General features: G+C 61.0%; 14 protein-coding genes and 1 riboswitch. Of the genes, 10 read left to right on the top strand and 4 right to left on the bottom strand.

What is annotated here, in order from left to right:
* Positions 1 to 8: 8 nt before the first annotated feature.
* Positions 9 to 1,001, bottom strand: a complete 993-nt coding sequence (locus tag H3V08_RS06585) for a nucleoside hydrolase (RefSeq protein ID WP_033498467.1) — start codon at positions 999 to 1,001, stop codon at positions 9 to 11.
* 317 nt (positions 1,002 to 1,318) lie between these two features.
* Here H3V08_RS06585 and fbaA point away from each other — a divergent pair, with 317 nt between their 5' ends.
* The 4 genes from fbaA to ilvC all read left to right on the top strand — a co-directional run bounded on the left by fbaA (position 1,319) and on the right by ilvC (position 6,418).
* A complete protein-coding gene (fbaA, locus tag H3V08_RS06580; protein WP_198182021.1) occupies positions 1,319 to 2,380 on the top strand; it encodes a class II fructose-bisphosphate aldolase in 1,062 nt (353 codons plus the stop codon).
* 262 nt (positions 2,381 to 2,642) lie between these two features.
* Positions 2,643 to 3,941, top strand: coding sequence for an adenylosuccinate synthase (locus H3V08_RS06575; protein ID WP_045921643.1), 1,299 nt, complete (start codon positions 2,643 to 2,645; stop codon positions 3,939 to 3,941).
* A gap of 91 nt (positions 3,942 to 4,032) precedes the next feature.
* The gene (locus H3V08_RS06570) at positions 4,033 to 5,043 is read left to right on the top strand and encodes an FAD:protein FMN transferase (protein ID WP_198182020.1); all 1,011 of its coding nucleotides are present in this window, start codon (positions 4,033 to 4,035) and stop codon (positions 5,041 to 5,043) included.
* Positions 5,044 to 5,314: 271 nt separating this feature from the next.
* Entirely contained in the window at positions 5,315 to 6,418 is a 1,104-nt protein-coding gene (ilvC, locus tag H3V08_RS06565; RefSeq protein ID WP_332461787.1) for a ketol-acid reductoisomerase, read from the top strand.
* A gap of 122 nt (positions 6,419 to 6,540) precedes the next feature.
* On the opposite strand, the gene H3V08_RS06560 is transcribed toward ilvC, so the two are convergent.
* The 3 genes from H3V08_RS06560 to H3V08_RS06550 form a co-directional block, all read right to left on the bottom strand.
* On the bottom strand, positions 6,541 to 8,013 hold the full coding sequence (locus H3V08_RS06560) for an amino acid permease (protein WP_198182018.1): 1,473 nt from the start codon (positions 8,011 to 8,013) through the stop codon (positions 6,541 to 6,543).
* A gap of 274 nt (positions 8,014 to 8,287) precedes the next feature.
* Positions 8,288 to 9,802, bottom strand: coding sequence for an amino acid permease (locus tag H3V08_RS06555; protein WP_198182017.1), 1,515 nt, complete (start codon positions 9,800 to 9,802; stop codon positions 8,288 to 8,290).
* 103 nt (positions 9,803 to 9,905) lie between these two features.
* A riboswitch (Lysine riboswitch) is annotated at positions 9,906 to 10,083 on the bottom strand.
* An 85-nt stretch (positions 10,084 to 10,168) separates the two neighbouring features.
* Positions 10,169 to 11,659: an amino acid permease gene (locus H3V08_RS06550; protein WP_198182016.1), complete on the bottom strand. Its 1,491-nt coding sequence runs from the start codon at positions 11,657 to 11,659 to the stop codon at positions 10,169 to 10,171.
* A 305-nt stretch (positions 11,660 to 11,964) separates the two neighbouring features.
* On the opposite strand from H3V08_RS06550, the gene H3V08_RS06545 reads away from it, so the two are divergent.
* The 6 genes from H3V08_RS06545 (at position 11,965) to H3V08_RS06520 (ending at position 20,444) form a co-directional block, all read left to right on the top strand.
* A complete protein-coding gene (locus H3V08_RS06545; RefSeq protein ID WP_232340174.1) occupies positions 11,965 to 13,488 on the top strand; it encodes an amino acid permease in 1,524 nt (507 codons plus the stop codon).
* A 233-nt stretch (positions 13,489 to 13,721) separates the two neighbouring features.
* Positions 13,722 to 15,440, top strand: coding sequence for an FTR1 family iron permease (locus H3V08_RS06540; RefSeq protein WP_198182015.1), 1,719 nt, complete (start codon positions 13,722 to 13,724; stop codon positions 15,438 to 15,440).
* Between the two features lie 85 nt (positions 15,441 to 15,525).
* Positions 15,526 to 16,164, top strand: coding sequence for an iron transporter (locus H3V08_RS06535; protein WP_033491077.1), 639 nt, complete (start codon positions 15,526 to 15,528; stop codon positions 16,162 to 16,164).
* A 184-nt stretch (positions 16,165 to 16,348) separates the two neighbouring features.
* Positions 16,349 to 17,623 carry a Fe-S-containing protein gene (locus tag H3V08_RS06530; RefSeq protein ID WP_198182014.1) on the top strand — a complete coding sequence of 425 codons (1,275 nt, stop codon included), beginning with the start codon at positions 16,349 to 16,351 and terminating at the stop codon, positions 17,621 to 17,623.
* Positions 17,624 to 17,638: 15 nt separating this feature from the next.
* Complete coding sequence (locus H3V08_RS06525; protein WP_198182013.1) at positions 17,639 to 18,958, top strand: ABC transporter permease; 1,320 nt, start codon at positions 17,639 to 17,641, stop codon at positions 18,956 to 18,958.
* Positions 18,959 to 19,019: 61 nt separating this feature from the next.
* The gene (locus H3V08_RS06520; RefSeq protein ID WP_198182155.1) at positions 19,020 to 20,444 is read left to right on the top strand and encodes an ABC transporter permease; all 1,425 of its coding nucleotides are present in this window, start codon (positions 19,020 to 19,022) and stop codon (positions 20,442 to 20,444) included.
* Positions 20,445 to 20,470: the final 26 nt, after the last annotated feature.

Genomic DNA, 20,470 nt, shown 5'->3' with positions numbered 1-20,470 from the left:
TTCCCTTTTCATCGTTCGGTCGTCTGGCCGGTTGCCAAGGACATCAGTCGTTCCATGAACTGGCTGGTGAAGCGCTCGGCATCCACCGAGAGGGCCACCTTGGTGTTCTTGGTCTTGTCTGTGAGGCGGTTGGGGTCGCCGATGGTCCGGGCCCGCTGCGGTCCTTCGGTCTCCACCATCAGGTTGGTGGCGAAGGTGGTGACCAGGCTGGGGTCGATGGCGACGGCCGCAGCAAGAGGATCATGCAGGTTGCACCCGCCGAGGAAGACTCCCTCCTCCTGCTCGGTGATGTTGATGTAGTAGTCGGTCATGTCGGCCAGGAACCGCCCGATTGCGGTGCCTGTACCGCGCAGGGATTCGGTGTCTTCGCGGCTCATCTGTACCTGGGTGGTCACGTCCAGTCCGACCATGGTGATGTCGGCCGTGGTGGCGAAGACCTTGTTGGCGGCCTCGGGGTCCTGGTTGATGTTGGCCTCGGCGAAGGGGCCTACGTTGCCGGGTTGTGTCAGGCTGCCGCCCATCAGGACGATTCTGATCTTATCGACGATGTCAGGGGCCTTTTCCAGAGCGGCGGCGATGGTGGTCAGGGCACCGGTGGGAACGATGGCCAGCTCCTCCTTGGGGTAGCGCCGGACCGATTCGATGATGAAGTCGACGGAGCTCTCCTCCTGGGCCTTCCGGTCGGAGTGTGCCGGGATTTCGATGTTGCCGGTTCCATTGGCGCCGTGGAAGATTTCGGAATCCGGGGGCACGGAGAAGGAATCCGCGGTGCTGGGGTGGTCTATGCCCTTGAAAACGGGGACGTCGTCGCGCCCGTACATGGCCAGTAGGTTCAGGTCGTTGGCTACACCCTGCTCGACGACCACGTTGCCGTAGGTGCCGGTGATGCCGATCAGCTCGGCCTCTGGCGATGCCAGCACATAAGAGAGTGCCAAGGTGTCGTCGATGCCCGTATCAAGGTCCAGGATGATTTTCCTGGGCGTCTCTTTGGTTGCTGCCACGGTTGCTTCCTTCCGAGGAGGGCGGACCCAAGTCGTCCCCCACTTGTCCTCATTGCTCGACTTTCCTGGCTTGGCTTCCGTATGGTTCACGCTAATAACCGCAAAAGGTATAACGTTTCACCAAAACTGCTTGTTGATAAACTACTAGGGGTCGAAACTCTTGTCAATCTGGGGGCCTGTGCGTTCGCCCAAAGGAATGAATCGTAACGTTTCCGGGCAGGTGAGGGCGGTTTGGCAACAGGGTCGGAAAAAACACTCCGCATCATGCCGTCTCCCCGACGAGGCTTGAAGTTCCGGGATACTGGGATAATGGAATCATGACTCTTGCAACCCCCGAGCGGTATGCGCAGATGCTGGATGCGGCCAGATGCGGTTCCTATGCCTATCCGGCCATCAATGTGACCAGTACCCAGACCCTCAATGCCGCCTTGGAGGGGTTTGCCGAGGCGGAGTCGGATGGCATTATCCAGGTTTCGGTGGGCGGGGCATCCTACCTGTCGGGGCGGCGCCTTGCCGATCGGGTCGTCGGTTCGATTGCCTTCGCCCGATTCGCCCAGGAGGTGATCGACCAGTACCCCGGCATCACCGTGGCTCTTCACACCGATCACTGTGCCCCTCAATACCTGGACGAGTGGGTCCGTCCCCTCCTCGCCTACGAAAAGGACCAGGTGGCTCGCGGACAGGATCCGCTCTTCCAGTCGCACATGTGGGACGGTTCCTCCTTGCCCCTGGGGCAGAACCTGAACATCGCCAAGGAACTGTTGGAGGATTCCCGGGCTGCCCACACGATTCTGGAAATCGAGGTGGGTACCGTCGGCGGTGAGGAGGACGGTCACTCCGCGGCAATTGACGAGCGTCTCTATTCCTCGCCTGACGATGGGCTGAGAGTGGTCGACGAGTTGGGTCTGGGCGAGCAGGGTCGGTACATGGTGGCCTTCACCTTCGGCAATGTGCATGGGGCCTACAAGCCGGGCGTGGTCAGGCTCCGACCCGACCTGTTGGGAGAGATCCAGAGCCGCACCGCCCGTGCCATCGGTACAGGCCGGGTCCCTTCTCCTGGCCCTGGGGTTCCGGGCGACAAGCCCTTCCTTCTGGTCTTCCACGGTGGTTCCGGGTCCGAGCCTGCCGACATCGCCAGGGCGGTCTCCTACGGAGCGGTCAAGATGAATATCGACACCGATACCCAGTACGCCTTCACCAGGGCCATCGCCGGACACATGTTCGCCAACTACGACAAGGTCCTCAAGATCGATGGTGAGGTCGGCGCCAAGAACGGGTACGACCCCCGGTCCTGGGGCCGGGAGGGCGAAGACCACATGGCGGCCCGCGTGGTCGAGGCCTGCCGGATGCTGGGCAGCGCCGGCCGCGCTCTGAAGTAGGCGAAGGGGTTCCCGTCAGACGCTCGGCTGATGTGGGCCGGAGAGAGTTGGTTCACGGCTGATGCCCGCTTGACGGAGAGGGAACATCCCTGCGGGAGGCAACCTGCTTCGCTGCCGCACTCATGGTTATGGTCCCCGATGAATTTCCCTTGTGGAGCCGGGCTTTGGCACTGCCCGGTCAGCTCCATACGTCGGGATAGGCTCGTGTGTTGATGGCCCGCCCTTGCTCCTGAGGGAGGCCGCTGGAAAAGGAGCGTGTCGTATGCCTGGAATCGTGATTGTCGGAGCCCAGTGGGGTGACGAGGGCAAAGGCAAGGCAACGGATCTCATCGGCGAACGCATGGACTATGTCGCCAGGTTCAACGGCGGCAACAACGCTGGTCACACCGTGGTCGTGGGTGATCAGGAGTATGACCTCCACCTCCTTCCCTCCGGCATCATCCATCCATCCATCACGCCGGTCATCGGCAACGGGGTGGTCGTGGATCCCAAGGCCCTCTTCGAGGAGGTTGACGGGCTGGAATCGCGTGGAGTGGACTGCAGCCGGCTGCGCGTCAGCGAGTCCGCCCATGTCATTGCCCCCTATGACCGTACTTTGGACAAGGTGACCGAGCGTTTCCTGGGCAAACGCAGAATCGGTACCACCGGTCGTGGCATAGGCCCGACCTATGCCGACAAGATCAACCGTGTGGGCATTCGCGTCCATGACCTCTTCAACCCGGAGCACCTGCGCGACAAGGTCGAGGCCAGCCTCCACCAGAAGAACCAGATGCTGGTCAAGCTCTACAACCGGCGGGCCATCGATATCGACGCCACCGTGGATGAGCTGAACGGGTACGCTGAGCGCCTGCGTCCCTACGTGGCCAACACCTCGCTGATTCTCAACAAGGCCCTGGATGAGGGCAGGAACGTGCTGTTCGAGGGTGGGCAGGCCACCATGCTGGATGTGGACCACGGCACCTACCCCTTCGTCACCTCTTCGAACTGCACGGCCGGAGGCGCCTGCACCGGCACCGGTGTCGGTCCCACCCGAATCGATCGGGTGGTCGGTGTGGCCAAGGCCTATGTGACCCGTGTGGGTGAGGGGCCCTTCCCCACCGAGCTCGACAATGAACAGGGCGAATGGCTGCGTAAGCAGGGTCACGAATTCGGGGTCACCACCGGCCGTCCGCGCCGCTGCGGCTGGTTCGATGCCCTGGTCTCCCGCTATGCGGTTCAGATCAACGGCCTGACCGATATCGTCCTGACCAAGCTGGATGTCCTTTCCGGTCTGGAGACCATCCCGGTCTGCGTCGGATACGATGTGACCCGGGCCGATGGCTCTCGGGTCCGTGTCGACGAGATGCCCACCGACCAGGCCGAGTTCCAGTCCGCGCAGCCGGTCTATGAGGAGCTTCCGGGTTGGCGGGAGGATATTTCCGGAGCCCGCAGCTTCGATGACTTCCCCACCAGGGCCAAGGACTATGTCCGCCATCTTGAGGACCTTTCCGGTTGCCGCATCTCGGCCATCGGTTCGGGTCCCGGTCGCGACCAGATCGTACAGATTCACTCCCTGTGCTGACATGACGCCGGGATACGGCAGGTCGCCGGAGTCCGCAGATTGCGGAGGGGGTTGCGGGATGCACCCGAGTCCAGGAACGGGACCTGCCTCCATGCCCTATTCGACAGCCTTTCCCGAAGCGCTGGGAACCGGCATCATCATCAATACCTCCAAGCCGGTCGGGTCTGAGCTCCGTGCCGGACTGGGACGGCTGATCGAAGATTATGAATCGTCCCTGTCCAGGTTTCGGGATGATTCCGTTCCGGCGGACATGGCCCGAGCGAAGCGGGGTGGCAATTTCCGGTTCCCCGAATACTGCCAGGGCCTGTTCGACCTCTACGATTGCCTGTACCTCGCCACGGGGGGTGCTCTGGACCCGGCTGTTGGAGCTGATCTTGCGCGGTTGGGATATGGAAGGGATATGACCTTCCGCTTGAGCGCTGATGCGGCCGACCGTCTCGGGCGAATCAGGGGCAGGTCCACATGGGGGGATGATGTTGAGCGCGATGGTGTGACCCTGCGGACCAGGGGGACGGTTCAGCTGGACTTTGGAGCCCTGGGCAAGGGGTACCTGGTGGATCTCCTGGCTGATGTGCTCAACCGGACCGACGATGCCGAAGGTGTGGGAGACTACCTGATTGATGCCGGGGGTGATATGCGTATCCAGGCCCCTGGAGCGGTCTCCATTGCCATGGAGGATCCCGATGACCTGACCAGGGCGGTCGGGGTCATCAGGATGACAACCGGTTCTCTCGGCGCCTCGGCCCCCAGCAGGCGGAAATGGACCGTCCCCCGAGGGGGCGATGAGGAGGAGGGGCTGATGGCCCTCCACCATATCCTCAACGCTGTCGATGGTATGCCTGTCCGCCGTGTCAAGGCCACCTGGGTGGTGGTGGGGCAGGAGGACCGTTCGGGGAATCAAGGTCAGGAACTGGGCGACCCCCGGGATAATCGCCTGGCGAAACTGTATCCGACCGCGCTGGCGGACGGTTTATCCACGGCCCTCTTCCTGGTTGGACCCAATGGTCTGGCTGAACGGTTCCCCTTTGCCTGTGCCAGGCTCGATGATTCCCGTCATGCCGTGGTTTCCAAAGGATTCCCAGGCGCATTTTTCGTGGGGTGAGCTGCGGCCAGGGATGTACTCATGCCAGTGGGTAAACCGATTCCGGCGCTTCGTGCGGGCGTGAGCGGTTTCCGTTCCGCATTTGATAGTCGATATTTATCGGTGTCCAAACAATGAGTCGCATGGTGCTAGTCCGGCCACGCCGCGAGTAAGGTGGACGCAAAAGATGTATTAGTCGGTTGACCCTGGCAAAGGACAAAATCCGGAGTCGGAGCCAATGAGCAATGTCCGCTGAATAAGAACTAATCAAGTAGTCAAGTAATGTTTCGCGATCCCTGGCCGCAATGGGTGGACTAGAAGGACCGTTTATAAAGGAGTAAAGCTAATGGCAGCACAGATCTGGTATGAGAAGGATGGGGATCTCTCGGTTCTGGAAGGCAAGAAGGTGGCCATCATCGGCTACGGTTCTCAGGGACATGCTCACGCGCTGAACCTGCGCGACTCCGGCGTCGACGTGGTTGTGGGCCTGCGTGCCGACTCCAAGTCGGTTGAGTTCGCCAAGGAGCAGGGTCTGGAAGTGAAGACCGTGGCGGATGCCACCAAGGAAGCCGACATCATCATGATCCTGGCCCCTGATCAGTACCAGCGCACCATCTGGAGCGAGGAGATCGAGCCCAACATCAAGGAAGGTGCGGCCGTCGGCTTCGCGCACGGGTTCAACATCCACTACGGGTATATCAAGCCCACCGCCGACCATCCCGTCTTCATGGTCGCCCCCAAGGGCCCGGGCCACATCGTCCGTCGCGAGTACGTGGCCGGCCGTGGCGTGCCGGTGGTGGTGGCCGTGGAGCAGGATCCCCGCGGTGACGGCTGGGATATCACCCTGGCCTATGCCAAGGCTATGGGCGCCCTGCGTGCAGGTGCCATCAAGACCACCTTCAAGGAGGAGACCGAGACCGATCTCTTCGGTGAGCAGGATGTGCTCATGGGTGGCGTCAACCACCTGGTCGAGACCGGTTTCGAGGTGCTGACCGAGGCCGGATACCAGCCTGAAATCGCCTACTTCGAGGTCTGCCACGAATTGAAGATGCTGGTCGATCTGATGAACGAGGGTGGCCTGAACAAGGCACGTTGGTCCTGCTCCGACACCGCCCAGTATGGTGACTTCACCTCGACAGTGGTCGACGAGTCCACCAAGGACCGCATGCGGTACCAGCTCAAGCGCATCCAGGACGGCTCCTTCGCCAAGGAGTTCATTGACGACCAGGATGCCGGGGCACCCAAGTTCAAGGAGCTGCAGGAGAAGTTCTCCCACGAGAAGATCGAGGAGGTCGGTCCCAAGCTGCGCGCCATGTTCTCCTGGAACAAGGACGTCAAGGATGCCGACGAGGCCCAGTCCTTCACCGGCAAGATCGCCCGTTCCCAGGTTCAGTGATCCTGCGGGCCTGAGGGCCCCGAATCACGACCGGACAGGAACCGCCCCACGAATGAGCTTCTGCTCAACGTGGGGCGGTTCCATTTGCGGAAGGCGCGCTCGCGACCCTGCGCAGGAGGGGGTCAGTCGGCGGATCCGGCCCCTGAAAGGTCCATGTCCGCCAGCTTGACGATTTTGGTGTGGTTGATGAACTTGTAGCCCAGGTAGAGCGCAAGGACCAGAACCACGCTGAAGTAGGTCATGCCCAGGTGCGACCAGTCCAGGCTGGCCATGGAGGGGATGTCCTGCCCGGCAATGACGACCAGGCAGAGCACTATTGCCAGGATGGGACCCAGAGGGTAGAGCTTGGAGTGGTACTTGAGCTCGCTTAAATCATGCCCTTGCAGTTTGAACGCCCGGCGGAAGCGGAAGTGGCTCAGGGCTATGCCGATCCAGGCGATGAATCCGGTCAGGCCCGTTGCCGTCACCAGCCACATATAGAAGGTCTGTCCGAAGATGCTGGAGGCGAAGGTGGCCAGGGACATGCAGACGGTGGCCACAAGGGCGGCCATGGGAATGCCCCGCCTGGTGGTCCTGGCGAAGATCTTGGGGGCGTAGTGGTCCTTGGCCAGTCCGTAGAGCATGCGGCTTGAGGCGTAGGCGCCCGTGTTGACGGCCGAGAGGATGGAGGTCAGGACCACGGCGTTCATGATGCTGGCTGCCGAGGCGAGTCCTGCTCGTTGGAAGACCAGGGTGAAGGGTGACATGGCGATGTTGCCTTCTGATGCTCCGAGGAGGTGGGGGCTGGTGTAGGGGATCAGGGCCGCGATGACGAAGATGGAGAGGATGTAGAAGAGGAGAATCCGCCAGAACACCTCGTTTATGGCCTTGGGAACAGCCTTGCCGGGGTCCTCCGATTCGCCGGCGGTGACCCCCACCACCTCGGTGCCTTGGAAAGAGTATCCGGCTATCAGGAAGACGCCCATGATCGCGGGGAAGCCGCCCACGAAGGGGGCATCCTTGTAGGTGAAGTTGTGCAGGCCCACAGCAGGCTGGAACATGATGCCGAGAATCATGGCGAAGCCGATGACCAGGAAGACGATGATGGTGGCGACCTTGATCAGGGAGAGCCAGAATTCCGTCTCCCCGAAGGCCGAGACGGCCAGGGCGTTGATGAGGAAGACGACGACCAGGACCAGGAGGCTCCAGATCCAGCCCGGTGTATCGGGCAGCCAGTACTGAATCAGGAGCGCGGCGGTCGAAATGTCAACAGCTCCGGAGATGGTCCAGTTCAGCCAGTAGTCCCAGCCCATGGCGAATCCCAGGGCGGGATCCACATACCGGGCGCTGTAGGTGGCGAAGGAGCCGGAGACTGGCATGTGGGTGGCCAGTTCGCCGAGGCTGGTCATCAGGAAGTAGACCATGAGCCCCATGGCTGCGTAGGCGACCAGTCCGCCGCCTGGTCCTGCCTTGGAGATGGTGGATCCGGAGGTCATGAAGAGCCCGGTACCGATGCAGCCACCCAAGGCAATCATCGATATATGGCGGGTCTTCAGATTGCGCTTGACCATGCCCTGGGACTGTCCGGTCCCCTTGCCCTTATCATCTGAAGACATTTCGTCTCCCTTTCGGGTCTATAGGCCGCATGCCCGTAAACCGAGTGCTGATTATTCTGCGCCCACCCTTCCCGCCCGCCGTCGGGGAAGGGGTTCAGGCTGGTCGGATTATCCGTCTGGCCGGTCCCTGATATGGATGTCACCCGCGTCCTTCCGAGACGTTCGCCTTGTGGGCACTATGGAATCGGTGGGGATGCTGATGGGGGTGCTTGTCCCAATGCTCCATCAGTCTACTCGGCAGTGTGTCCCGGTCGCTGTCGTGGGTGGTCGGGAATCAGTCCTCCGTTCGGGATTCGAACTCGGGTGAAGAGGAGGTCAGGTCCATCTGGTCCAGGGGCACAATCTTGGTGTGGTGCTTGATTTTGTATCCCAGGTAGAGCGCCAGGACCAGGGGGATGCTGATGTAGGTGACCCCGATCTCCTGCCAGTTCCAGGTGACGAAGGCCTCGATGTTCTGCCCCCCGATGACCACAAGACAGAGCACCAAGGCGAGAATGGGCCCCAGGGGGAAGAGTTTGGCGTGATATTTGAGTTCACTGACCTTGTGTCCTTGGACCATCCAGGCCTTGCGGAAGCGGTAGTGGCTCAGGGCTATGCCGATCCAGGCGATGAATCCGGTCAGACCGGAGGCCGCCACCAGCCACATGTAGATGCGCTGGCCGAAGATGCTTGAGGCGAAGGTCGCCAGGGAGACCACCGTTGTGGCAGCCAGGGCCATCAGGGGAATGCCGTGACGGGTCGTCCTGCCGAATATGCGCGGTGCATAGTGCTCGTGCGCCAGGGCATAGAGCATGCGGGTCGCTGCGTATGCCCCGGAGTTGGCTGCGGAGAGCACGGAGGTCAGCACGATGGCGTTCATGATGCTGGCCGCTGAGGCGAGTCCTGCTCGTTGGAAGACCAGGGTGAAGGGTGACATGGCGATGTTGCCTTCTGATGCTCCGAGGAGGTGGGGGCTGGTGTAGGGGATCAGGGCCGCGATGACGAAGATGGAGAGGATATAGAAGAGGAGAATCCGCCAGAACACATCCCGGATGGCCTTGGGGACGGCATGGCTGGGATCTTCGGACTCGCCGGCGGTGACCCCGATCAGCTCGGTGCCCTGGAAGGAGAAGCCCGCAACCAGGAAAACGCTGAGTATGGCCGGGAATCCCCCGACGAAGGGGGCGTCCTTGTAGGTGAAGTTGTACAGCCCTGCGGCCGGGCGGTACATGATGCCGAGAATCATGGCGAAGCCGATGATCAAGAAGACGATGACCGTAAGGACCTTGATCAGGGAGAGCCAGAACTCCGTTTCCCCGAACGTCGATACGGTGAGGGCATTGATGAGGAAGATGACCACCAGCACCAGGAGGCTCCAAACCCAGCCCGGGATGTCCGGTAGCCAGTACTGGATCAGCAGGGCCGCGGTGGAGATGTCCACGGCCACGGTGATGGCCCAGTTCAGCCAGTAATTCCATCCCATGGCAAATCCCAGGGCGGGATCCACGTATTTGGCGTCGTAGGTGGCGAAGGAGCCGGAGACCGGCATGTGGGTGGCCAGTTCGCCGAGGCTGGTCATCAGGAAGTAGACCATGAGGCCCATGGCTGCGTAGGCGACCAGTCCGCCGCCTGGTCCTGCCTTGGAGATGGTGGATCCGGAGGTCATGAAGAGCCCGGTACCGATGCAGCCACCCAGGGCAATCATGGAAACGTGCCGGGTCTTGAGGTTGCGCTGTACCTGATTCCCTTTGCCCTGTGCAGCTTTACGCTTCGTGGACGGGCTCTCGTGCCCGACCCTGCTGGTCGCCATAGCCTTATCTCTCCTCGACATGGTCTGAGGGCGCCATGGCGATGGCTTCCGTATGGTTCCGCAATCGTTCCGGCGGAATCTCATGAGGCAATCAGCCTGTAACAAGGTCCATAGCGCTCCGCAGCATCAAGCTGCGACAGTCCCGGGCTTCTTCAACCCGGACCCAGCGAGCCGGTCGTGTAGGACCGGGCCGCTTCGGCCGAGTCTCCTTTCGCCGAGGGTCGTTGACACCACACTGTCTGACCTCGGTTACTGTTAGGCTCGGCACCTCTTCAGTGACTTGTGATTACAGGACAGCCTAGAGTATTTCTCTGACAAGAACCAATCAGCCCCCTATCCAGTCTCGGATTTTGACAGGCCGATGCTTCACCTGTGTTGGTGCCGATGGGTCAGCTGGTAGGCCACCAAGAGGATGGCCAGCCAGATGGGCCCGGCAATGACCGCCGGTCGGTAGCTGGGCAAGAAGCACATGAGCACCACCACGATTGCCATGAAAGCCAGGACCATCCAGGGGGTCACCCGGGCCCAGGGGAGCTTGAAATGGAGGGCTTCCAGGGCGTCTTTCCCGGTCCTGCCGGCAAGTTCGCCTGGTCCGTGCCCTTCGGCGACGGCCTTACGGAAGTGCATCTCGGTCAGCATGATGATGGCCCAGTTGAGCATTGCGGCGATGGTGGCTACGCTCATCAGGTAGTTGAAGGCGAATCGGGGCCAGAGAAAGACCACCACGACGGCCAGGGCGATGACGCAGGCCGAGGTCAGAACGCCGGCATAGGGCACCCCTCCCTTGGAGAGCCGGCCCAGATATCGTGGCGCATTGCCCTGCTTCGCCAGGGAGTAAAGCATGCGGGAGTTGGAGTAGAGGGCCGAGTTGTAGACGCTCATGACGGCCGTGAGGCAGACGAAGTTCAGGATACCGGCAGCGGCGTGGATGCCCACCGAATCGAAGATCTGCACAAAGGGGCTGATTACCATGCCCTGGGCGTTGGGCTTGCCGATGGCGTTCCAGGGAACGACGGCCATGATGACGCCGAGGGTAAGGATGTAGAAGACCAGTATTCTCCATACGACGGCGTTTGTGGCCTTCGGGATGGTCTTGCGAGGGTCCGCTGTTTCTCCGGCGGTGATGCCGAGCAGCTCGGTGCCGCCGAAACTGAACATGACCACGGCCAGGGCCATGAGAAGGCCGGTCCATTGCCCGTCGGCCCCCCGCTGCATCAGTCCATTGGGAAGGAATCCCCCACCGACGGTGAACCAGTTCGAGAAGGATGCCTTGAGACCGCCTGCCGTGGGCAGGGCCAGGATGACCACGGCCAGGCCGCCGACAATCATGGCGATGATGGCCGCGATCTTGATGATGGCGAACCAGAACTCGAACTCACCGAACTTGCTGACCCCCATCAGGTTGGTGGCCGTGATGACCACCAGGAAGAAGGCGGCGGAGACCCAGGCGGGGATGGACGGGAACCAGAAGTTGACGAAGGAACCCACCACGGAGAGCTCCACCATGGAAACCAGAACGTAGTTCAGCCAGTAGTTCCACCCGGATATGAATCCGGCCCTCTTGGACCAGTAACGGGTGGCATAGTAACTGAAAGCGCCGGATTTGGGGTCCTCTACGCTCATCTCGCTCAGCGCTCGGACGATCATGAAGATGGCCCAACCGCCAATCAGATAGGCGATGATGATGGCCGGGCCTGCCAGGGATATGGATTCTCCCGAACCATAGAAGAGTCCGGTGCCGATGGCCCCGCCCAGCGATATGAGTTGAATATGGCGGTTTTTCAGGGTTCTGCGCAGGGCTCCCTCCTGCGGGGTTGCCGGCGTATCCGTCTGCGCTGGGGGTGGGGTCTGAGTCATGTCTGGTCGCCGTTCCTTAGCTATGAAGCCATTGGTAGCCGTCAGCGTACCGGTGCTTACTGACGCGCCCACCGTATATGTCGACGGTTGCCCCGGTCGGTGCCGTGTTTGCATAGTGGAACGGAAGGCTTGTGATTTGTGGTCATGCCGTTCACTGGTAAGCAATCGGCGCGCAACAATACCGGTATGTGTGTGCAAGGATGCGGTCCACGTTGGGCGCTCGATTCGAATGCCAGAAGTGATTCTCAACGCTGCACCTGCGGTACCGATAAGGACCGACGCGCTGATGTTCGGCGATGTGGTCGATGAAGAAGGAAGAGGAGGTGGAACCGATGGGGCAAGCCGGGAATACGCAGACCTCCGGTACCGAACAGGGTGCCGACGGATCCCGCGATACATCCAATCAGATGGAGCGTGGATTGAGCAACCGCCATGTGCAGTTCATTGCCATTGGCGGCACAATCGGAACGGGTCTCTTCCTCGGGTCGGGTAAGTCCATCGCCCTGACCGGCCCTTCGATCATCCTGGTCTATATCGGCGTGGGCCTGGTCATGTATCTGCTCATGCGAGCCATTGGCGAACTCATGTATCGCAGCCCCAACCAACACACCTTCATCGCCTTCATCACCCGCTACCTGGGCAAGGGCTGGGGGTCCTTCGCTGGCTGGTCCTACTGGATCGTGCTGATTCTGATAGGCATGTCGGAACTGACGGCCGTGGGTACGTACTTCGTGACCTTCTTCGGCACCTTCGGTATCAACCTTGAGGCCTGGCGCGGCCTGATCGAGGTCTGCTTCCTGGCGGCCATGGTCTCCGTCAACCTGATTGCCGTCAAGGTCTTCGGCGAGACCGAGTTCTGGTTCTCAATGATCAAGATCACCCTGATTCTTGCCATGATTGTCACCGCTGTGGTCATGGTCATCGTCGGATTCCGCTACCCGGCCGTGCAGATGCCCGGTCTGGACCAGGTCAGCCCCGCAGGCCATGCCGGTCTGGATAACATACTCAACGGGCTCTCCCTGGCACCAAATGGGTGGTTGGCCTTCTTCATGAGTTTCCAGATGGTCTTCTTCGCCTACGAGATGATCGAGTTCGTGGGGGTTACGGTCTCCGAGACCCAGAACCCGCGGAAGGTCCTTCCCAAGGCCATCAACCAGATCATCATCCGCGTTCTCATCTTCTACGTCGGCGCCCTGATGGCCATCATGATGATCGTGCCCTGGCGCTCCTTCAAGCCCAACGCCGACGGGACCTTCGCCTCGCCTTTCGTCATGGTCTTCAGATACGCGGGCGTGGACTGGGCGGCGGGCCTGGTCTTCTTCGTGGTTATCACGGCAGCCTGCTCCTCCCTGAATTCCCTGCTCTATTCTGCCGGGCGTAACCTGTTCCAGTTGGCGGCAGGAGGCGGATCGCCTCTCATGCGGAGCCTGTACACAATATCCCGTCGGGGCAGGGTGCCAGCCAGGGCCATCATCCTCTCCGGCGTCCTGATCCTGCTCTCGCCAATCCTCCACGCCCTGCCCGGTTTTGAGAACACCTTCGTCCTCTTCACTTCGGCATCCAGCGCGGTCATCATCTTCATCTACATCCTGACCCTCTTGGCCCATCACAGGTATCGAGCCAGCGACGACTTCATGCCCGACGGGTTCCTCATGCCCGCCTACAAGGTGACCGGCCCCATAGCCATCATCTTCTTCCTGGTGATCTACGTCTCCCTCTTCTTTGCTTCCGATACCCGAATCCCCGCCATCTTCGGCCTCTGCTGGCTGGCGGTCTTTGGCGGCATCTGCCTGTGGAAGCATCGGAATGCGGTCGAGGCCGCAAGCTGAAACCCAGGATTGACCGGTTGGGTCGGAGCTGCGCCGGCGCGCCTGCCCAGGCAGAAGACGGGAAGAGCTCCATTGGATGATCCCGGCGTTGCTTAGTAGGGAAACTGAGAAAAATCAAGTCTGTTTTTTCAGGCTGCTGTGCACTAGATTTGCTCTTTGATACTAAGAGAGTGGAGCGGTTTGCGGATATGGCGTGATGTACGCCGGGAGATTGCTGAGGGGAGGGACCTGTTATGCGTCTTAAGGCCATGGCAAAACAAGCCTTGGCAGTAACGGGTTCCCTCCTGGCCTGCCTGCTGACTATCCTGGTCATATCCGCTTCCGGTCTTCTTCCTGCTCAAACAGCTTTTGCCGCCGACAAGGCCTCCGGTTATGACACCTGGACCGATGTATCCACAGCCATGGCCGAGGAACTGGATTCCGGGCGTGAGGCCTACGCCCGTGGCGATAACGCAGGTGCGGCCTCGGACTTCATGGCGGCCTACAACTCTGTTTATGTGGCTTCCAATTTTGTAACGGCAACGGTCTCCACACTGGGGCAGGACAGTCGCTCCAATCTGGATCAGCGGTTCCAGTCCCTCCAGTCGCAGGCCTACGTACCCGGCAACCAAGGGCAGATCGATCAGGATACGCAGGCCCTGAAAGCCGATTTGGCCGATGCCGCCGCCCAGCTCGATGCCAATGGTTCGCTGGCCAAGCCGAGGCAGTATGCCAAGGCCCAGGAGGAGCAGATCAAGGCGGACCGGAAACGTCTGGATGCCGCGAAGAAGCATAAAAATACAGGCAAAGGCGACAAGACCTGGACCCAGGTGGCCGGCGAGATGACCCCCATCCTGGACCAGGCCTACCGGGCCGCAGCCGATGGCAGAGGCCAGGAGGGCTCCGATCTGGTCAACAAGGCCTACTACCAGTATTACGAAAAGCTGGGCTTCGAGAAGAACGTCATGAATGCCATCAGCGGTAGCCGGGTCTCACAGGTGGAGTACCAGTTCAAGGAAACCCGTATGGCCATGGTCGGCGGGGAGTCACCGAAGAAAATCAAGGGATTGGTTGACGACCTCAAGGGAATGCTGGTCACTGATGCGGGCATCCTGGACGGAGGGGCGGCCGACAACGTCAACAAATGGACCACCTTCCTGACCTCGGCCTTCGGTCAGGCCTTCATTGTTCTCCTCCGTGAGGGTCTTGAGGCCATCCTGGTTGTGGCCGCCATCATCGCCTACCTGGTCAAGTCCGGTTACAAGAGCAAGATTCGATACATATACTGGGGCATCCTTGCCGGTCTGGCCGGGAGCGGCCTGGTGGCCATCCTCTTCACGCTCCTGTTCAACGGGAACGGTCCTGAGCAGGAGATTCTGGAAGGCGTGGTCGCCCTGATTGCCATGGTCATGCTGCTCTACACCAGCAACTGGATGCTCTCCAAATCCTCTGTGGACTCCTGGAACAGGTACATCAAGAACAAGACCGTGGCCGCCATATCCCAGGGCAGCGTCATATCCCTGGCCCTTCTCTCCTTCCTGGCCGTCTTCAGGGAGGGAGCGGAAACGGTCATGTTCTACCAGGCCATCTTCGCCATGGCCCCCAGTGGCAGCAAGGAGATATGGACCGGATTTGCGGCGGCTGCTGTGGTGCTGGTCATCATCTTCGTCCTGATTCGGTTCACCTCGGTCAAGATACCCATCAGGCCCTTCTTCGTCATCACCAGTGCCTTGATGGCCATCATGGTGGTCATCTTCGCGGGCGGCGGTGTCCACGCCTTGATTGAGGGCGATCTGGTGCCGGCCACCTACTTGCCCGGCGTGCCGACCAGCGACTGGATAGGGCTTTACCCCTATGTGCAGTCCATCGGTGCCCAGGTCCTGGCACTGGTTGTGGTCATTGTCTTCGCCGTCATTTCGATTATCAGGAAGAACCGGAAGGAGTCGGTCCAGGAGTCCGGTCAGGACGACTGAGACCCATGCCGCGACCTGCCCGGCACATATTTCAAGACTCATACCAATGAGACAGTCAGAAAACCAAACGAACAAAGGAAAGAAAATGAAGAAGAGGAAATTCGCAGCTCTGGCTGCCCTGGTGCTCTCCGGAACACTGGTCCTGGCCGGTTGCGGTGGGGGCAAGAACGAGGGGGCCAAGGAAGCTCCTGCCCCCGATACAACCGCCAATTCCAAGTCGGAAGGCGACAAGGAAGACAGCAAGGGCGCAGGATTCGAAGAGATTCCGATTCCGCCCGATGATCAGCAGAAGGGACCGCTGAATATCGGCACCGTCTTCTTCCAGCCCATCGATATGGAGCCTGCCTCCATGGGTCTCAAGGCCGCGGATGCCAGCCTTCACCTGGAAGCCGATATCCATGCCCTGGCCGACAACAACCTGGGCTATGCCAAGGGTGAGTTCATTCCTGACCTGACCGTCAACTACACGATTGAGAACAAGAACGACCCCAATGACAAGCAGTCCGGCACCTTCATGCAGATGAATGCCTCGGACGGCCCTCACTACGGTGCCAACATCAAGATGGACAAGGCCGGCTCCTACAAGCTGACCTACTCCATCGAGTCCCCCGAAAAGAAGGGGTGGATGCTCCACGTCGATCCCGAGACCGGGGTCAAGGACCACTTCTGGACCGAGCCCATCGTGGTCAGCTGGGATTGGGACTACACGCCTCACCAGTGGTGATATGAGGGCTGGGTCGGTCTGAGTCCCGACAATGGGGTGCAAGTTCGACCGGCCGGAAAAGCGGAAGGCGGCATACGGGCGCAGCGAGGATTGATTGGGCCCTGTATGCCGCTTCGTGCGATTAGCATGGTCGGGTGGGTGCTGGTCACCGCCATGCACAGAATGTACGTGAAAGGCAGGCAAGATGCTTGAGCAATTCGTCGCGGTCCTGCCGGGGACGCTCGGGCCGGCCCTCCTGGTCATGGTACTCAGCGTGCTACTGACCGTCGGTGAGGGGCGAGACAAGCCCCTGTCGTCCTCCTGGCGTCTGGTCGGGCTGGGTGTGGGCACCCTGGCGGCCATCGTATTTGCGGCACTCAGGGCCACCGCGGTCATCAACCGACGCAGTATGGTCAATTTCCCCACCCTGATAGCCTGCGTCATAGCCGATCTGGCTCTGATCTGGGTGGTGCTGGCAGCCGGGAGGCTGACCCGTGACTGGCATGACCACAGGGCCTCTCTGAACCTGGCCAACGGCCTGGCTGCCCTTGCCGTCGCCCTCAGTGTCTTCCGGGCCCTGCCTGATGTGATTCTCCAACTGACGGCTTTTGTGGAGCCCAATTCTCCCGTCTTCACCTCAGATATGCTGCTTCGGGCGCTCGGTTTCGTTCTGGCCATAGCAACAGTCGTCATCGTGGCTTCCATCTTCCGATCCATGCATCGGACCTGTTCCCATAAGGCGTTTTCGCTGGCTGCCCTCCTTGTGGTCGTGCTGACTCTGATTCAACATGGCACCGGGTTGCTGGCCCTGTTGCAGAACACCGGAGAGCTCATCCTGCATGGTCTCCCCTTCAGGATTATGGCCCTGCTTTACAACGCCAACCAGGCCATGGTCATCGTCCAGGTCTGCGTCTTCGTCATTCCGGCCGTGGCCTGCATGGTTGCGGGGTTCCGCATGCCTGTGGAGGGGCGGACCGCGTCAGTGAGCAGGCAGCACAAGGCCTTCCGTCGGCGAGCCCTGGCCTCATCCGTCTGGAGCCTGGTGGCGATGATCTTCGTTACCCTGGCCCTGACCGTGGGCACGGCACAGGCCCACAAGGTGCCTGTGCTTTCGCCGCCCGAGGCTTACTCCCTATCCAAGGAGACGGCGACCATCAAGTTCTCCCAGGTCAGCGATGGGCACCTGCACCGCTTCCAGTACAAGGCCAAGGACGGCACGGTCATGCGGTTCATCATCATCAAGAAGAACGGGGCGGCCTACGGAATCGGGCTGGATGCCTGCGAGAACTGCGGTGATGCCGGGTATTACGAAAAGGATGGCAAGATCATCTGCAAGAAGTGCGATGTGGCCATCAACCTGGCCACCATTGGCTTCAAGGGTGGATGCAATCCGATTCCATTGCCCTATACCACCGGGCACGGCAGCATCCTGATCCAGACCGCCGATCTGGATGCCCTGTCCTCACACTTCAAGAGCTGAGGAGGTGCTGTCGGCATGTTTCTGATTCGAATGATTGTCAGGTCCTTCAGCCGCCAGTTCGGCAGAAGAATCCTCATAGCCGTGACCGTCTGCCTTTCCGCCTGCGTGGCCGTCGCCATGCTGGGGGTCGTCTTCGACGTGGGCGACAAGCTCAATGCCGAACTCTCCACCTATGGGTCCAACATCATCGTGCAGCCCAAGTCCGATGCGGTGGTCTCTGATCTATACGGTTCCCAGGCGAGCCAGGGAAGTCAGGAGCAGTCCTCCCGACCCGCCTCATACCTGAAGGAATCCGACGTGCCGAAGATCAAGACCATCTTCTGGGCCTACAACATCACCGACTTCGCCCCGCAGCTCGACATCAAGGCGGGCGTGGACGGGGTCGAAGCCCCCGTGGTGGGGACCTGGTTCAGAAAGGACATCCACCTGGACAGCGGCGAGAGCACCACGGTCGGAGTCAGGGGACTCCGGTCCTGGTGGAAGGTTGAGGGGTCGTGGCCCGAGGACAGGCGTGACTCCTCGACCGGGGACCCAGCTCAGGGCATGATTGGCAAGGATCTGGCGGCCCGGTTGGGCGGTAAGCGGATTGGCGATACCGTTGGCTTGAAGATGGATGGACAGACCCAACAGGTCAGGATTGTCGGCATCTTCGATTCAGGCGATTCCGACTCCTCGGCCCTGTACGTGCCGACTTGGGCCTTGCAGAAGGTCTCCGGACTGCCCGACCAGGTGGACAGGGTGGAGGTCAAGGCCCTGACGACCCCCGAGAATGACCTGGCAAGGAAGGCCGCCCGTAATCCGGCCGCCCTCTCCCAGGACGAGTGGGAGACCTGGTACTGCACGGCCTATCCGTCGGCCATCGCCTACCAGATTGAGGAGGCCATACCGGGGGCTGTGGCAAAGCAGGTTCGCCAGGTGGCGGCCCTCCAGGGTGACGTACTCCAGAAGACCCAGGCCGTCATGATTCTGATGACCATCCTGAGCCTCCTGGCTGCTGCCATCGCCGTGGCCAATCTGATGGCCGCCTCCATTTCCGAGCGATCATCGGAGTTTGCCCTGCTCAAGGCCCTGGGGGCCACCGACGGTGCTGTATCACGGCTGGTCCTGGCCGAGACGGCCCTGATCAGCCTGGTCGGAGCCGTGGTCGGCGCTCTGCTGGGGTCCGGGGTCGCGCAGATTGTCGGTCACGTCGTCTTTGGTTCGGGCATCACCATGCGGCCCATGGTCTTTGTCCTGGTCTTCGTTCTTCTGGCCCTGACCGTGCTGGTCGCATCCATTTCATCCATACGTTCCATTCTGAGACTTCGACCGGCGGAGGTGCTCCATGGCAGATGATTCCAAGCAGGGGGGTGGAATGACAGACCAATCAGGTAGGTCGGCCCACCGCCACGCACCAATGACCAACACCCGTATGTTCCTGACCATGCTCTTCGGGGCGGTGTTCCGGCGGCGCAGCAGGGCATCCATGGCGGTGGTGGCCTCCATGGTCGGGGCGGCCACCCTGTTCTGCCTAGCGGCCGTCTGCCTGGAGGTTCCCAGACAGATGAACCAGGAAATGCGGGCCTACGGAGCCAACCTGGTGGTGACTCCCATCCAGCAGGCAGGCCAGTCTCGGCAGGGCATCGAGCCGGGCATGGTCAGCCACACCACGGAGATGGTCACGGCCAAGGCACCGGCCAGGCATGCCACCTACCGGTACGAATCGGTCAGGGTCAACGCCGGATCTCACATGATGGCAGGGATTGATGCCGAGCAGGTGCGCCAGCTCAACCACCACTGGAATGTGGACGGGGAGTGGCCCAAGGCCGGTTCCGTCATGGTGGGGCGTGATCTGGCGGATGCACTGGGACTGAAACCGGGCAGCAGGATTACCGTCAGCTACAGGGCTTCGGACAACGCCGATGATGCTCCCGTTGCGGGCGCTGCCGCCGGGGCTGAACAGTCCGATGCCCAGCAGACCGCTGACGCGCAGGCGGAGAGCCATTCCGCCTCAGGAGCTTCTTCCGGCGGGTCCGGGCACATGCACGGCATGGCCGGGATGCCCGACAATTCGGGTCAATCAAATGAGCAGGCCCAGGCGGGGAATTCTCCCGGCAATAGGGAGGCCCAGACCCAGAGCCTGGCGCAGCAGGGGTCTCAAGCCCCGGTTGACGAGTCCATTGCCAAGGATGCCCAAGAGTCGGGTATGGAACTTCGGGTGGGCGGCATCGTTGATACCGGCGGTTCCGAGGATCAGATCATCTACGCCAGTCTGCATGACATGGAGGCGCTGACCGGAGCCAAACGAGGGTCCGATGTCATCGAGTACTCGGTCGATGCCATGGGGCCGGATCTGTCGGCAATAGCCAAGAGCATCAATGAAATGACCAGCATGGGGGTTACGGCACGGACGGTGGCCAGAATCACCGCCGGCGACACCCACACCATCACCATGCTCCAGACCCTCTTCTGGCTGGTCTCAATCGTCGTCCTGGTGCTGACCTTCGTGGGGGTAGGCACCACCATGGCCTCCATCGTCTCCCAGAGGCGCAGTGAAATCGGTCTGCGCAAGGCCCTGGGAGCCTCATCAGGCAGCATTGGGGCGGAGTTCTACGCAGAGTCCGCCCTGTATGGGTTCCTGGGCGGGCTGATCGGTACCGCACTGGGATACCTGTTCGCCCGGCTGCTCTGCACCTCGGTCTTCCAGCGCTCGCTGGGCTTCAGCTGGTGGCTGGCCCTGACCTCGGTCCTGCTCAGCATCGCCATATCGGTAGTCGCATCCATCCGGCCTGTGCACAGGGCATCACGCATCGACCCGGCACTGGTTCTCAGGGAGGAGTAATCATGAAGGAACAAGAAGAGGTCCAG

The sequence above is a fragment of the Bifidobacterium sp. M0307 genome, assembly GCF_016100445.1.
Lineage (GTDB): Bacteria > Actinomycetota > Actinomycetes > Actinomycetales > Bifidobacteriaceae > Bombiscardovia > Bombiscardovia coryneformis.
This window is presented reverse-complemented; position numbering and strand designations above follow the sequence as displayed.